This is a genomic window from Pseudomonas sp. TE12234, from assembly GCF_054061835.1.
Genome location: NZ_JBSSEP010000001.1, coordinates 12,817 through 26,138, shown reverse-complemented (window position 1 = coordinate 26,138; position 13,322 = coordinate 12,817). Strand labels below are relative to the sequence as shown.

Annotated in this window: 18 protein-coding genes; 10 read left to right on the top strand and 8 right to left on the bottom strand. The window is 58.2% G+C overall.

Features of this window, described 5'->3' with window-relative positions:
• Positions 1-43: 43 nt before the first annotated feature.
• Positions 44-688, top strand: coding sequence for a phosphatase domain-containing protein (locus ACVWYU_RS00150; RefSeq protein ID WP_247255158.1), 645 nt, complete (start codon positions 44-46; stop codon positions 686-688).
• Between the two features lie 45 nt (positions 689-733).
• On the opposite strand, the gene ACVWYU_RS00145 is transcribed toward ACVWYU_RS00150, so the two are convergent.
• A complete protein-coding gene (locus ACVWYU_RS00145; protein ID WP_247255157.1) occupies positions 734-1,021 on the bottom strand; it encodes a YheV family putative zinc ribbon protein in 288 nt (95 codons plus the stop codon).
• Positions 1,018-3,069 carry an oligopeptidase A gene (prlC, locus tag ACVWYU_RS00140; protein WP_390957966.1) on the bottom strand — a complete coding sequence of 684 codons (2,052 nt, stop codon included), beginning with the start codon at positions 3,067-3,069 and terminating at the stop codon, positions 1,018-1,020. The genes ACVWYU_RS00145 and prlC overlap by 4 nt, the downstream gene beginning before the upstream one ends.
• An 88-nt stretch (positions 3,070-3,157) precedes the next feature.
• Between prlC and ACVWYU_RS00135 the strand changes: the two genes are divergently transcribed.
• Both ACVWYU_RS00135 and ACVWYU_RS00130 read left to right on the top strand, forming a co-directional pair.
• Positions 3,158-3,703, top strand: a complete 546-nt coding sequence (locus tag ACVWYU_RS00135) for a gamma carbonic anhydrase family protein (RefSeq protein ID WP_457371618.1) — start codon at positions 3,158-3,160, stop codon at positions 3,701-3,703.
• A gap of 44 nt (positions 3,704-3,747) precedes the next feature.
• Positions 3,748-4,398, top strand: a complete 651-nt coding sequence (locus ACVWYU_RS00130) for an HAD family hydrolase (RefSeq protein ID WP_457371617.1) — start codon at positions 3,748-3,750, stop codon at positions 4,396-4,398.
• A 59-nt stretch (positions 4,399-4,457) separates the two neighbouring features.
• On the opposite strand, the gene ACVWYU_RS00125 is transcribed toward ACVWYU_RS00130, so the two are convergent.
• Positions 4,458-5,540: an aminopeptidase gene (locus tag ACVWYU_RS00125; RefSeq protein ID WP_457371616.1), complete on the bottom strand. Its 1,083-nt coding sequence runs from the start codon at positions 5,538-5,540 to the stop codon at positions 4,458-4,460.
• A 59-nt stretch (positions 5,541-5,599) separates the two neighbouring features.
• On the opposite strand from ACVWYU_RS00125, the gene ACVWYU_RS00120 reads away from it, so the two are divergent.
• Complete coding sequence (locus tag ACVWYU_RS00120; protein ID WP_248914639.1) at positions 5,600-6,022, top strand: PA0061/PA0062 family lipoprotein; 423 nt, start codon at positions 5,600-5,602, stop codon at positions 6,020-6,022.
• A gap of 40 nt (positions 6,023-6,062) precedes the next feature.
• A complete protein-coding gene (locus ACVWYU_RS00115) occupies positions 6,063-6,482 on the top strand; it encodes a PA0061/PA0062 family lipoprotein (protein WP_457371615.1) in 420 nt (139 codons plus the stop codon).
• A 6-nt stretch (positions 6,483-6,488) separates the two neighbouring features.
• Here the strand turns inward: ACVWYU_RS00115 and ACVWYU_RS00110 are convergent, their stop codons facing one another.
• Together ACVWYU_RS00110 and ACVWYU_RS00105 are read right to left on the bottom strand one after the other, a co-directional pair.
• Positions 6,489-6,722: a DUF1161 domain-containing protein gene (locus ACVWYU_RS00110; RefSeq protein WP_090327182.1), complete on the bottom strand. Its 234-nt coding sequence runs from the start codon at positions 6,720-6,722 to the stop codon at positions 6,489-6,491.
• A gap of 144 nt (positions 6,723-6,866) precedes the next feature.
• Positions 6,867-7,298: an OsmC family protein gene (locus ACVWYU_RS00105; RefSeq protein WP_457371614.1), complete on the bottom strand. Its 432-nt coding sequence runs from the start codon at positions 7,296-7,298 to the stop codon at positions 6,867-6,869.
• A gap of 240 nt (positions 7,299-7,538) precedes the next feature.
• Here ACVWYU_RS00105 and ACVWYU_RS00100 point away from each other — a divergent pair, with 240 nt between their 5' ends.
• Positions 7,539-8,540 carry an LLM class flavin-dependent oxidoreductase gene (locus tag ACVWYU_RS00100; RefSeq protein WP_090327189.1) on the top strand — a complete coding sequence of 334 codons (1,002 nt, stop codon included), beginning with the start codon at positions 7,539-7,541 and terminating at the stop codon, positions 8,538-8,540.
• A gap of 64 nt (positions 8,541-8,604) precedes the next feature.
• Here ACVWYU_RS00100 and ACVWYU_RS00095 read toward each other — a convergent pair whose 3' ends face one another.
• Both ACVWYU_RS00095 and ACVWYU_RS00090 read right to left on the bottom strand, forming a co-directional pair.
• The gene (locus ACVWYU_RS00095) at positions 8,605-8,826 is read right to left on the bottom strand and encodes a DUF1161 domain-containing protein (RefSeq protein ID WP_247255150.1); all 222 of its coding nucleotides are present in this window, start codon (positions 8,824-8,826) and stop codon (positions 8,605-8,607) included.
• A 121-nt stretch (positions 8,827-8,947) separates the two neighbouring features.
• A complete protein-coding gene (locus ACVWYU_RS00090) occupies positions 8,948-9,163 on the bottom strand; it encodes a dodecin (protein WP_090327193.1) in 216 nt (71 codons plus the stop codon).
• Positions 9,164-9,320: 157 nt separating this feature from the next.
• On the opposite strand from ACVWYU_RS00090, the gene ACVWYU_RS00085 reads away from it, so the two are divergent.
• Positions 9,321-9,647, top strand: coding sequence for a DUF883 family protein (locus ACVWYU_RS00085; RefSeq protein WP_457371613.1), 327 nt, complete (start codon positions 9,321-9,323; stop codon positions 9,645-9,647).
• On the opposite strand, the gene ACVWYU_RS00080 is transcribed toward ACVWYU_RS00085, so the two are convergent.
• Positions 9,644-10,537 (bottom strand): LysR family transcriptional regulator, encoded by an 894-nt coding sequence (locus tag ACVWYU_RS00080; RefSeq protein WP_457371612.1) that lies wholly within the window; start codon positions 10,535-10,537, stop codon positions 9,644-9,646. The genes ACVWYU_RS00085 and ACVWYU_RS00080 overlap by 4 nt on opposite strands.
• A 123-nt stretch (positions 10,538-10,660) precedes the next feature.
• Between ACVWYU_RS00080 and trpB the strand changes: the two genes are divergently transcribed.
• The 3 genes from trpB (at position 10,661) to ACVWYU_RS00065 (ending at position 13,249) form a co-directional block, all read left to right on the top strand.
• Positions 10,661-11,881, top strand: coding sequence for a tryptophan synthase subunit beta (gene trpB / locus ACVWYU_RS00075; protein WP_090327197.1), 1,221 nt, complete (start codon positions 10,661-10,663; stop codon positions 11,879-11,881).
• Positions 11,881-12,693 carry a tryptophan synthase subunit alpha gene (gene trpA, locus ACVWYU_RS00070; protein WP_248914642.1) on the top strand — a complete coding sequence of 271 codons (813 nt, stop codon included), beginning with the start codon at positions 11,881-11,883 and terminating at the stop codon, positions 12,691-12,693. Before trpB ends, trpA begins: the two co-directional genes overlap by 1 nt.
• Before the next feature lie 121 nt (positions 12,694-12,814).
• Positions 12,815-13,249 (top strand): anti-virulence regulator CigR family protein, encoded by a 435-nt coding sequence (locus tag ACVWYU_RS00065; RefSeq protein ID WP_090327201.1) that lies wholly within the window; start codon positions 12,815-12,817, stop codon positions 13,247-13,249.
• The last annotated feature ends 73 nt before the right edge of the window (positions 13,250-13,322 follow it).

Genomic DNA, 13,322 nt, shown 5'->3' with positions numbered 1-13,322 from the left:
TATAGGGAATCAATATCCAGTCTCTCTGAACGGTCAACCGAGCATGCCCCTACCGCGCATTTTTCCGGCGATGTGCCTATCGCTTGTTGCACTTTTCAACCTTACACCGGTCTTCGCAGACGACACGGCTCTGCCTCGTCCGCCAGAGTGGGCGCAACCGGTAGAGGTACAGTACAACCTCTATCAGATGAGCCCGACGCTCTATCGCAGCGCGCTGCCGGACAGTGGTGCTGTCTCGCTTCTGGAAAAACTCAAAATCGGCACAGTGATCAGTTTTCTCCCGGAGCCCGATTCAAGCTGGTTGTCCACACCCGGTATCGCCCAGGTACAGCTGCCCTATCGCACCAATCATGTGGATGACGCAGACATAATCAAGGCCTTGCGCACCATTCAGACCGCCGAAGCCAAAGGCCCGGTATTGATGCACTGCAAGCATGGATCTGACCGAACCGGTCTGATCGCGGCCATGTATCGGGTTGTAGTGCAGGGCTGGAGCAAGGAAGACGCACTGAATGAAATGACCCGTGGTGGCTTTGGTGACAGCACCCACTTCAAGGACGGCATTCGTTACATGATGCAGGCCGATGTCGACAAACTTCGTACTGCGCTGGCCAATGGCGATTGCAGCACAAGCCCGTTCGCGGCCTGTTCGATGAAAAGTTGGTTCAAGTCGGCGCATGTCGAGTGACCATGCCTTCCACCGCATTGCGCAGTGGAAGGCTGTTTACGTCACTCAGTGTTGCTCGTCTGACTTTTTCTTCAGCTTCGGGTTCGGGAAGAACTGCACGGCCTGAACCTTGGCATCCGGTGTTTTCAAAGCGGTGGTATTGACTCGGGTGCCCAATTCCTTGGGTACTGACAAGCCTTGCTCATTCAGTGTGTCGGAGTAACCGCAAGCCACACATTCACGGTGTGGTACATCATCTTCGCTCCACATCATCAATTTGTCCGGCTCGCTGCAAGCCGGGCAAACTGCACCGGCGATAAAGCGTCGTTTGGTAACCACTGGACCCTCACTCATGCTGCAGCGTCCTCACTCAGGCCGCTGTGACGCAAGAGTGCGTCAATCGATGGCTCACGACCACGGAAGTCGACGAACAGCACCATCGGTTCCTGGGACCCGCCGCGTGCCAGGATGGCCTCGCGGAATGCACGACCGGTGTCGGCGTTGAGCACGCCTTCTTCTTCAAACTTCGAGAAGGCATCGGCCGAGAGCACTTCAGCCCATTTGTAGCTGTAGTAGCCCGCCGCGTAACCTCCGGCAAAGATATGCGCAAAGCTGTTGGGGAAGCGGTTGTAGGCTGGCGGTCGCATGACTGAAACCTCATCGCGCACGCCTTCGAGCACTTGCAGCACGCTACGACCGTCGCCATGGGTGGCGTGGAGTTCGAAGTCGAACAGCGAGAACTCCAGTTGACGCACCATCATCAGGCCGGACTGGAAGTTTTTCGCTGCGAGCATTTTGCCCAACAGGTCCTGAGGCAGTGGCTCGCCGGTTTCATAGTGGCCGGAAATCAGCGCCAGGCCTTCAGGTTCCCAGCACCAGTTTTCCATGAACTGACTTGGCAACTCGACCGCATCCCACGCGACGCCGTTGATACCCGACACGCCAGCGTGTTCGACACGGGTCAGCAGGTGATGCAAGCCATGACCGAATTCGTGGAACAGGGTGGTCACCTCATCGTGGGTCAGCAGGGCAGGTTTGCCGCTGTCGGCCGGGGTGAAGTTGCACACCAGATTGGCCACCGGGTTTTGCAGAACACCGCCAGCCGTACGGCGACGGTCGCGGGCGCCGTCCATCCAGGCACCGCCGCGCTTGTTGGCACGGGCATAGAGGTCGAAGAAGAAGCGGCCGACGTGCTGACCATTTTCCTTGATCTCGAACAGGCGCACGTCTGGGTGCCAGGTGTCGAAGCCTTTGAGTTCGGCAATCTCGATGCCGTACAGGCGTTGCACGATGGCGAACAGCCCGCTTAGCACCTTATCGATCGGGAAGTAGGCACGCAGGGCTTCCTGGGCAACGCTGTAGCGCTGCTCGCGGAGTTTTTCACCGTAGAAACCGCTGTCCCAGCTTTGCAAGTCCGGGCAGCCTTGTTCCGCCGCGTAAGCCTTGAGCTGCTCCAGGTCCTGCACGGCAAACGGCTTGCTGCGCTTGGCCAGGTCGCGCAGGAAGCTCAGTACCTGATCGCTGGATTCGGCCATTTTGGTGGCCAGGCTCAGCTCCGAGTAACTGGTGAAGCCCAGCAGTTTTGCCAGCTCCTGACGCAGATCGAGGATTTCCTCCATCACCGGGCCGTTATCGTTCTGACCGGCATTCGGGCCTTGGTCCGACGCACGGGTGCAGTAGGCGGCATAGACTTCTTCGCGCAATTTCCGGTCTTGGGCGTAGGTCATCACCGCGTAGTAGCTCGGGAACTCCAGTGTGATCAGCCAGCCGTCCAGGTCTTTGGCCTGGGCAGCGGCAGCCATTTGCGCCTTGGCCGAGTCGGTCAGGCCGGCGAGGGCGGCTTCGTCGGTGATGTGCTTGGTCCAGGCCTGGGTGGCGTCGAGCAACTGGTTGGAGAAACGGCTACCCAGTTCGGACAGCTTGCTCTGCACTTCGGCATAACGCTTTTGTTCGGCTTCCGGCAGGTCGATACCCGACAGACGGAAATCGCGCAGGGAATGTTCCAGAATGGTTTTCTGCGCCACGTCGAAACCGGCGGCTTCCGGGCTGTTGGCCAAGGCTTCGAAGGCCTGGAACAGGTCGCGGTTCTGACCCAATTCGGTGGCGTAGGCGCTCAAAGCCGGCAGGCAGGACTCGTAGGCCTCGCGCAGTTCGGCGCTGTTGCACACGGCATTGAGGTGGCTGACCGGGCTCCAGGCAGCACCGAGGCGGTCATTAAGCTCGTCCATTGCCAATACCAGACCGGCCCAGGTCGGCTGTTTGCCCTGGGTTTTGAGGATCTCGATAATGGCGGCACGGTTGTCAGTCAGGATCTGTTCAATGGCCGGTTGCACGTGCTCGGCACGGATCGCGGAGAACGGGGGCAGGTCGTAGGGCTGCAAAAGAGGGTTGTTCACGCTCACGGTTGATACCTTGGCTGGAGAAACATGCAGCCATCTTAATTACAATCGACACTCACCGCAGCTATCAGCGACAGAGAGAGAACCTATCGTGTCCCTTCGCAAGTATCAGAACCATACTCCTCGGCTCGGCAAAGGCGCTTTTGTCGACCGCTCGGCGGTGGTGATTGGCGATGTCGAAATCGGCGAAGACAGCTCCGTCTGGCCACTGACGGTGATCCGCGGCGACATGCACCGCATCCGCATCGGTGCGCGCACCAGCGTGCAGGACGGCTGCGTTCTGCACATCACCCATGCCGGGCCATTCAACCCCGAGGGTTTCCCTTTGCTGATCGGCGATGACGTGACCGTCGCCCACAAGGTCATGCTGCACGGCTGCACCGTGGGCAGCCGCGTGCTGATCGGCATGGGCAGTATCGTCATGGACGGTGCGGTGGTCGCCGACGATGTGATCATCGGTGCCGGCAGTCTGGTGCCACCGGGCAAATGCCTGGAAAGAGGTTTCCTTTATGTGGGTAGCCCGGTGAAGCAGATCCGGCCGCTGACTGACAAGGAACAAGCCTTTTTCACCTACAGTGCGGCGAACTACGTGAAACTCAAGGATCTGCATCTGGCGGAAGGCTACGACCAGCTCTAAGCCCCGGATAACGGACGGCGTCCCACGATTGCCCAGGAATTTTCATGCATTACCAGACCGTTTTGTTCGACCTCGATGGCACCCTGACCGACCCACGCGAAGGCATCACCCGTTCGATTCAGTTTGCCCTGGGCAAACTGGGCATCGATGAGCCCGACCTGAGCAAACTCGAACACTTCATCGGCCCGCCGTTGTTGCAAGCGTTCATGCAGTTCTACGACTTCGACGAGGCCAAGGCCTGGGACGCGGTCAATTTTTACCGTGAGCGCTTCAAAGTGACCGGTCTCTACGAGAATCGCGTCTTCGACGGTGTCACACCCTTACTGGAAACCCTCGGGGGACAAGGGCGACAGCTTTACATTGCGACATCCAAACCCTGGGTGTTCGCCCGGGAAATCGCCCGGCATTTCGACTTCGCCAAGCACTTCAAGGTGATTTACGGCAGCGAACTGGATGGCACCCGTACCAACAAAGTCGAGTTGATTGCTTATTTGATCGCCGAAGAAGGTCTGGACCCGGCCAATACCCTGATGATTGGCGACCGCAAGCACGATTTGATCGGTGCGCGGAGCAATGGACTGGATGCGGCCGCTGTCGGTTATGGCTTTGGCAGCCGGGAAGAGCTGAGCGCTGAGGCGCCGACCTATCATTTTGAAACCCTGGATGAGATGCATCAGGCGTTTCTGCAGCGCTGATCGGTATGTCATCGCGAGCTCGCGCCCACAGCTTGCTCGCGACCAAGACTTCTCGATCATCAAGATGGATTGCCTGCCAAGGCTTTCAAGGCTGACTTGCGTTCCCCAACCGGTAGTTCTCCCAATTTTTCCACCGCCTTATAAAACTTCGCCCAGTCCCCATCCTGCTGACGGAACAGCGCCGCAAACGCTGGGACCCACTGATCGTACAGGCCAAACGGAAGCAACCGCGCATTGTTCATCGGCGCGTTGATCCAGGCGTCGTAACGTTTGTCTCCAGCCCATTGGTGGTCGCGCAACTGGCGGTATTGGCTACGTAACCGCTCGAATTCCGAGGCTTTACGCTGGCGCATCTGCTCCGATGGCAGCGGCAGTGCATAAAGCTTTTCAAGACGTGTGCGGGTGTTCAGAACCAATTGAACGAACGCATCGCGGTGTTGGGCCTGAGTGTCGTCTTCCGGTGGCAGACTTCGGAATGCGCGCCATTGGCGGGTGCCTTCCTGCTCGACGAAAGTGGCGAACGATTCGTTGAACTCTGTGTCGTCCTTCACATAAAAGCGCTGATGCGCCAGTTCGTGAAAGATCAGTGTGGCCAGGCGCTCATCGCCCCAGCCCATCATCGTATTCATGATCGGATCGTTGAACCAGCCCAGGGTCGAGTAGGCCTCGACTCCGCCGATCGACACGTCCATGCCTTGCAGGCGTTGCAGCGCGGCCTCGCCGCGTGCAGCACTCTGGCTGTAGTAACCGCGATAAGCCACGCAGCCAGCAATGGGGAAGCAGTGATTTTGTGGCTTCAGGGAAAATTCCGGCGTGACGAACACATTCCAGACCACATAGGGCCGACCGATGTCGGCATACAAGCGGTAGCTCTGGTTATCCGGGAGATGCAGCTGCTGGCTGGCGAATGTGCGGGCCCTTTGTGATTGGGCCAGGCGCGCACGCAGTTTTTGATCGCGCTGAGGATCGGCGATCACACTGGAAACCGGCTCTCGCGCCCGCAGCAATTGCAATTGACCACTGGCCAGCTGGCTGTAGTAGCTGACGTTGGCACAACCGTTGAGCAACAAAAACAACACACCCGGAAACAAAACGCGCAAAACGCGATCAAGTAACCCAAGGCTTGGACGCGGCCTGATCAAAATAAAAAATCCCCGGAAAGTCTGCTCGCAAGACTATCCCGCTTGACTGGAGCTCCGCTATGCGCAAGTTGATGCTGACGGGAGGCCTGCTGATGCTGGCCGGTTGTGCTGGTTTCGGAATACCACGCCAGGATCCGACGCAGGCGTGGATCGATCTGGATTCGCAGCAGGAAGATACGGCCCTGCAGGCGTTGGAAGTGGACAAACAGGCTGCCAACGATAAACGCTATTTCGAGGTGCAACCGGGCAGTCATGAGTTGAAGGTTCGCTACCAGTTCCCGGTTCAACCCAGCAACATAGGCCCCAATGCAGAGACGCTGTGGCGTGATTGCCAGATAAGCGTGAAATTCAATGACTTCAGCGCGGGTGCGCGTTATCAGTTGCAAGCGGGGAATATTGGTTTCAGGCCGTGGGCCAGGCTTTACGATCAACAGCGAAAAGTGATCGGCAAGGGCATACCGGCAGGCTGCCAACGCACCTGATCGGCGCTATGCTGAATACCTGATATTCGGGACATTCATCATGCGCAGATTGGTGCTGATACTCGCTGCAAGTGTGGTCGCTGGTTGTTCGAGTCCTTTGCCAGCGGTCGATCCGCAGATGGCGTGGGTCGATTTCTCTACGCCTTTTCCCAATGACAAATTGCTGATGGCCGAGCGGCTTGACAAGTTTCGCTTGCGTGACGGGCGTTTTTTTCAGGTCACTCCAGGCAGCCACGAGCTGATTGTTCGCTTCGACTTTGAGGTGCCGGGAGGAGGTTCTGACATGCTCAGCGATTCCACGGAGCGGCTGTGCTACATGACCATCAAGTACGATCATTTCGTCGCCGGTCAGCGTTATCTGCTGGAAGGCCGTTCCATGGCGTTTACTCCCGAGGCCCGTTTATACAACGCCAATCGTGAAATCGTCGCCGAAGCAAGCCAGTTCTACTGTTTGCTTTGAGACCGATCAGCGATCGTTCTTCTGGTAGATGATTTTCTTGGTGCCGTATTCGCACGAGCCAACGACCATATTCTGATCGTGCACTTCTTCGTTTTTCACGATTTCCAGCGTATAGGAAGTAACCCCTCTAGCCTGGATCTTGGCTTCGATCTCGGCCTTGAGCTCTTCACAGGGTTTCGCTGCTGCCAGGGCTGAAGTGGCCAGTGCGCTACAGATAACCGCCAAGGCAAAACGTTTCATGGTTGAAGCTCCCTTGAGGCAGCGCGCATGTTCATGGGATTTCGGCTGCTGTCATTTATTCGACCACAGTTTCACCGGGCAAATCTCTGTGCTTGTAAAAAAGATCGCAGCCCATGGCTGCGAGCTTTTCATTTCAGCGCGAATTTAGCTGACCAATGTCGCATCCAGGCTGATGCTGGCATTCAGCGCTTTGGACACCGGGCAGCCTTCTTTCGCCTTGTTGCTGAGTTCTTCAAATTGCGCCTGGCTGGCCCCGGGGATTTTCGCCTTGAGGATCAGTTTCACAGCAGTGATTGCAAAGCCGCCGTCCACTTGGTCGAGGGTGACTTCGGCCTGGGTATCGATGCTGTCGGCCTTGAGACCGGCATCGCCGAGGATCATGGAAAACGCCATGGAGAAACAACCGGCATGGGCCGCGCCAATCAGTTCCTCAGGGTTGGTGCCCTTGCCGCCTTCAAAACGTGCCTTGAAGCCGTAGGGCGCTTCTCTGAGGACGCCGGTTTCCGTGGATATCGAACCGATGCCGGTTTTCAGGTCACCTTCCCAATGAGCCGATGCTTTTTTGATGATAGCCATGCTTGTCTCCTCAAGAGCCGGCGCGGAGCGTCGCGCCTACGTGATTTGCCTCGCTAGGGTTCTGAGGATAGACCGCGGTGCAAAGTTCACCTGATCTGGTCACTCCATTCATTCGGCAGGAATTTTCACCCTGCTATTGAAACTCGGGTATATGCCCTCATTGCATGAAACACGCTTTTGGATTCGGCAGGTTTTCGTTCGCAAGAAAAAACCTGCGCCCTCAATTGGAGAAGCAGGTTTATGAAACGACTGTCCGATATCAAGTTTTCGACCCTCGATCTGGTGCCTGTGCGAGAGAACGGCAGCGCAGCCCAGTCGTTGCGCAACTCGCTGGACCTGGCGCAACACGTCGAAAAATTCGGCTACAACCGCTTCTGGGTCGCTGAACACCACAACATGGACGGCATCGCCAGTTCGGCCACCTCGGTTTTGCTGGGCTACCTGGCCGGTGGTACTTCGACCATTCGCGTCGGTTCGGGCGGGGTGATGTTGCCCAACCATGCGCCGCTGGTGATCGCCGAGCAGTTCGGCACCCTTGAAAGCCTGTATCCGGGCCGGATCGACCTGGGCCTGGGGCGTGCCCCCGGTTCCGATCAGATGACCGCTCGCGCGCTGCGCCGTGAACGCTCCGGCAGCGCCGATGATTTCCCGGAAGACGTCGCAGAGCTGATGCGTTACCTGGGACCGCGCACTCCGGATCAGCGAGTCATCGCAATGCCGGGCACCGGTACCCAGGTGCCGGTCTGGCTGCTGGGCTCAAGCCTCTTCAGTGCGCAATTGGCCGGTGAGCGTGGTTTGCCCTACGCGTTCGCATCACATTTCGCACCGCGCTACATGCATGAGGCGATTCGCGTCTATCGCAACCATTTCAAGCCTTCAGCCGTGCTGGACAAGCCCTATGTGATGCTCGGGGTGCCTCTGGTGGCTGCCGACACCGATGAGCAGGCTGACTATCTGGCTACTTCGGTGTTCCAGCGCATTCTTGCCCTGATGCGTGGCCAGAGCCTGGTACAGCGGCCACCGGTGAAAACCATGGATGGTCTGTGGCTGCCCCATGAGAAAGAAGCCGTCAGTGATTTCCTGGGCCTGGCAATGATCGGCAGCCCGCAGAAAATTCGCGCCCGGTTGGAGGTGCTGATCGAGCAGACTCAAGCCGATGAGCTGATTTTTACCTGCGACCTGTACGAACATTCAGATCGGGTCCATTCCTATGAACTGCTGGCGCAGGTCATGAAGGGCTGAAGATCAAGCGGCTACAAAAAAGCCGACGCCATGGCGTCGGCTTTTTAATGGGTAAAGGAATTGCCTACCGTTTATAGACAATGACCTTTGCGCCGCTTTCACATTTACCGACGACTTTCCTGCCGGCAGCAGCGCCTTTATCGACGATCTCCAGCGAATACCCGGAAACGCCCTTGGCATCGAGCTTTGCGGCGATTTCGGCTTTGAGCTCTTCACACGGTTTGCCGGCCGCAAATGCGCTGCCTGCAAGGCTCAACAAACCTACCGCCAAAATAAACTTCTTCATTGGTCGCATTCCCTGGTCGGATAAAAGGATCGTCCAGCTATCCGCTGGACGCAGTCATGTAGCGCTTTGCCACTCCATATGGCACTCGGCCAGCGCACAAGTTCAGAAGTCAGGATCAAACTCAGCTACTGGCAATCCGGAACCCGACTTTGAGCGTCACCTGGAAGTGCGCAGCCTTGCCGTCCTTGATATGCCCACGGGTTTCCGTCACTTCAAACCATTCCATGTACTTGAGACTTTTACTGGCCTCGGCCAGCGCGTTGTTGATCGCGTCTTCAATGCTGCTGGTGGACGAGCCAACCAGTTCGACTTTTTTATAGGTGTGATGGTCAGACATGGCGTTCTCCTTAGGGTGTGAAATACAGCCTAGCAGCGATTTTCTGTCTTACTTCTGTCGCCCGGTCTGACAAGGAGGTTCACATTTACTGCACTTTCTCCAACCCCTGGAGTCCCAACCAACACACGCCAATCATCAACAATGCAGGAGAGCCACCATGGCCAACAGCTCGTCACGTAAAGCCTCATTGCAAAGCATGGAAGCGGAGATCGAGAGTCTGCTCAAATCCCTGGAAAACCTGAAAGACGACGCCTCGGACGAGTCACGTAAGACCCTCAAGGTACTCAAAGGCAACGCCGAGAACGCGCTGAGGCATTCGCGCCATCTGCTGGCCGATGCCTACGAAGAGGTCAAGGTGAAAACCCGGGAAACCGGGATCGCGACCCGGGACTACGCCCAGGAGCACCCTTGGACCACGGCGGGTGTTGCCGTGGGTGCGTTAGGCCTGCTGGCCGCGTATCTGTTGTGCAAGCGTGGTGACTAACTGGTTTGGCGCAGCTCGTTTCTAAGCCATTGCGCCAGTTGCCGGGCGCGTCCGTCCGCGGCGCGCTTGGGTAGCCACAACGCCAGTTTTGCCGGGGTTTCGCTGAAACCCCAGGGGGCGACCAAGCGGCCAGCCTTCAAGTCCTCGGCTACCAATGGCTCGGGGGCAATCGCCACGCCCAGCCCGGCGACGGCCGCTTCCAGCAAGTAATAGAGATGCTCGAAACCCTGTCCGTACTTCAATGCCTTGGCATCGAGGCCACTTTGCTGCGCCCAGCTGGGCCAGGCTTGCGGGCGCGAGGTGGTGTGCAGCACGGACTCCTGCAGCAAGGCGGTGGCGGGCGCATTTTTCAATCGTTCATAACCGACGAATCGCGGGCTCAAGACCGGTCCTATCCGTTCGCTGGCCAGCTCGAACACCTGCATATCCGTCGGCCACGGCGGTTCAGCAAAGACCAGTAAGGCATCGAGGCCGGGGCGACGTGGATCAAGATCGCCTTCCCCGGCAGACAAGTGCAGACGCAGGTCTGGCAGATCGGCATTCAACCGCCCCAGGCGCGGAATGAACCAGCGTGCAAGCAGGCTTCCCGAACAACCGAGGACGAAGGGTGCGTCGGCAGTGCTTTGCGTGAGTTCGGCGCAAACCGTACGCAGGCGCTCAAAGGCCTCAGTACTGGCATCGCGCAAACGCATACCGGCATCTGTGAGTTTCAGGCCACGTCCGTCCTTGATGAACAGGCTCACGCCAAGGTGTTCTTCGAGCACCTTCAGTTGCCGGCTGACTGCGCCGTGAGTGACGTGAAGCTGCTCGGCTGCCTGACTGACGCTGTTCAGGCGAGCCGTGGCTTCAAAGGCCCTGAGGGCATTGAGCGGTGGGAGGTCGTGGCTCATTGATCTGTGAGTTTTCCTGACAGGTTGCGGCGATCTTATCGGTTTTCAGTGCGGGGCGTCAGGGGTACAGTTAAGCCCACTGTCTCTTTACTCATTACTTCACGCATCCAACTGGAGCGCTCCATGACCCAGACTAATCTGCGCAACGGCCCAGACGCCAACGGCCTGTTCGGCGCGTTTGGCGGCCGTTACGTCGCCGAAACCCTGATGCCGTTGATCCTCGATCTGGCCCGTGAGTACGAAGCTGCCAAGGAAGATCCTGCATTCAAAGAAGAATTGGCCTACTTCCAGCGTGACTACGTCGGACGTCCGAGCCCACTTTATTTCGCTGAGCGTCTGACCGAGTTCTGCGGCGGCGCAAAGATCTATCTCAAGCGTGAAGAGCTGAACCATACCGGCGCGCACAAGATCAATAACTGCATCGGCCAGATCCTGTTGGCGCGACGCATGGGTAAAAAACGCATCATCGCCGAAACCGGCGCCGGCATGCACGGCGTGGCCACGGCCACCGTAGCCGCGCGTTTTGGCCTGGATTGCGTGATCTACATGGGCACCACTGACATCGAGCGTCAACAAGCCAACGTGTTCCGCATGAAGCTGTTGGGCGCCGAAGTGATCCCGGTGGTATCCGGCACCGGTACGTTGAAAGACGCCATGAACGAAGCCCTGCGTGACTGGGTGACCAACGTCGACAACACCTTCTACCTGATCGGCACTGTGGCCGGTCCGCACCCTTATCCAGCGATGGTTCGCGACTTCCAGGCCGTAATCGGCAAGGAAACCCGTGACCAGCTGCAAGCCCAGGAAGGCCGCCTGCCGGACAGCCTGGTGGCTTGCATCGGCGGTGGTTCCAACGCCATGGGCCTGTTCCACCCGTTCCTCGACGACAAGAGCGTCGAGATCATCGGTGTCGAAGCGGCCGGTTATGGCATCGAGACCGGCAAGCATGCGGCCAGCCTGAACGGCGGCGTACCGGGCGTGCTACACGGTAACCGCACCTTCCTGCTGCAGGACGACGATGGCCAGATCATCGACGCTCACTCGATTTCCGCAGGTCTGGACTACCCGGGTATTGGCCCGGAACACGCCTGGTTGCATGACATCGGGCGCGTTCAGTACACCTCGGTGACGGATGACGAAGCACTCGCGGCGTTCCACCAATGCTGCCGTCTGGAAGGGATTATTCCTGCCCTGGAAAGTGCCCATGCCCTGGCTGAAGTGTTCAAACGCGCGCCGAACCTGCCGAAAGATCACCTGATGGTGGTGAACCTGTCGGGCCGTGGCGACAAAGACATGCAAACCGTGATGCACCACATGGAACAATCCAAGCAGGAGAAACACTGATGAGCCGCCTGCAAACGCGCTTTGCCGAACTCAAGGAACAGAACCGCGCCGCCCTGGTGACCTTCGTCACTGCCGGCGACCCGAGCTACGAGACTTCCCTGGCGATCCTCAAAGGCTTGCCGACGGCGGGTGCCGACGTGATCGAATTGGGCATGCCTTTTACCGATCCGATGGCCGATGGCCCGGCGATCCAGCTCGCCAACATCCGCGCCCTGGCAGCCAAGCAGAATCTGGCGAAAACCCTGGAAATGGTTCGCGAGTTCCGCAAGGACAACAAAGAAACACCGCTGGTGCTGATGGGTTACTTCAACCCGATCCACAAATACGGCGTGCCGCGTTTCATTGCCGAAGCGAAAGAGGCCGGGGTCGATGGTCTGATCGTGGTCGACATTCCGCCCGAGCATAACGAGGAGTTGTGCGATCCGGCGCAGGCGGCGGGCATCGACTTCATCCGTCTGACCACGCCGACCACGGATGATGTGCGTCTGCCAAAAGTGCTCAATGGCAGCTCCGGCTTTGTGTATTACGTGTCCGTGGCCGGGGTGACCGGTGCTGGCGCAGCGACCCTGGAGCACGTCGAAGAGGCGGTCGCGCGTCTGCGTCGTCATACCGATCTGCCGATCAGCATCGGTTTCGGCATTCGTACCCCGGAGCAAGCCGCGAATATCGCGCGTCTGGCCGACGGTGTGGTGGTGGGGTCGGCGTTGATCGATCACATCGCCAATGCCACGACGTCGGAGCAGGCGGTGGATGGCGTACTGAGCCTTTGTTCGGCGTTGGCCGAAGGCGTGCGTAAAGCGCGCGTCAGCTGATGGTAAAGTTCCTGATACAGAGGAATTAGCGCCCTCCGGCACAGACTAATGAGCAAGACCCAGGGCTTCAGGACCTCGTTCTGAAGCCCTTTTTGCTGCGTGTGCCGTGAGGAAAAAACCGATGAACATGTCGAAGCGTCTGATTGCCAGCCTGGGCGTTCTGATGCTCAGTGCTACCCCATTGTTGCCGGCCAGTGCAGATCAACACGATGATCACGGTCATTACGATAACCGTGGTGACTATCATGGCGATGATCATCGCGACCATGACAACCATTGGGGTGGCCCTCCACCGCGGGACTTCGGACCGGTGCGCCAGACCATTCACGATAATCACGGCTACTTCGTGCGAGGCGCACCGCCGCCACCGGGTGTCATTGTGGTGCGTGGACGGCCGCTGCCCCGAGGTTATTACGGCGAGCGCCTGGATAACCGGGCGCTGAGCCACTTGCCGTATTACCCCGGTTACGAATGGCGACGTGCTGGCGCGGATGTTGTGCTGATCGCTGTGGGAACGGGAATTGTCTATGAGGTTTTGCAGGGGGTTCTGTACTGAAAAGCCAGCAGGTTGAAGGTCGAATATCCTGAACCTGTGGGAGCGAGCGGGCTCATTCCCACAGGTTATGGAA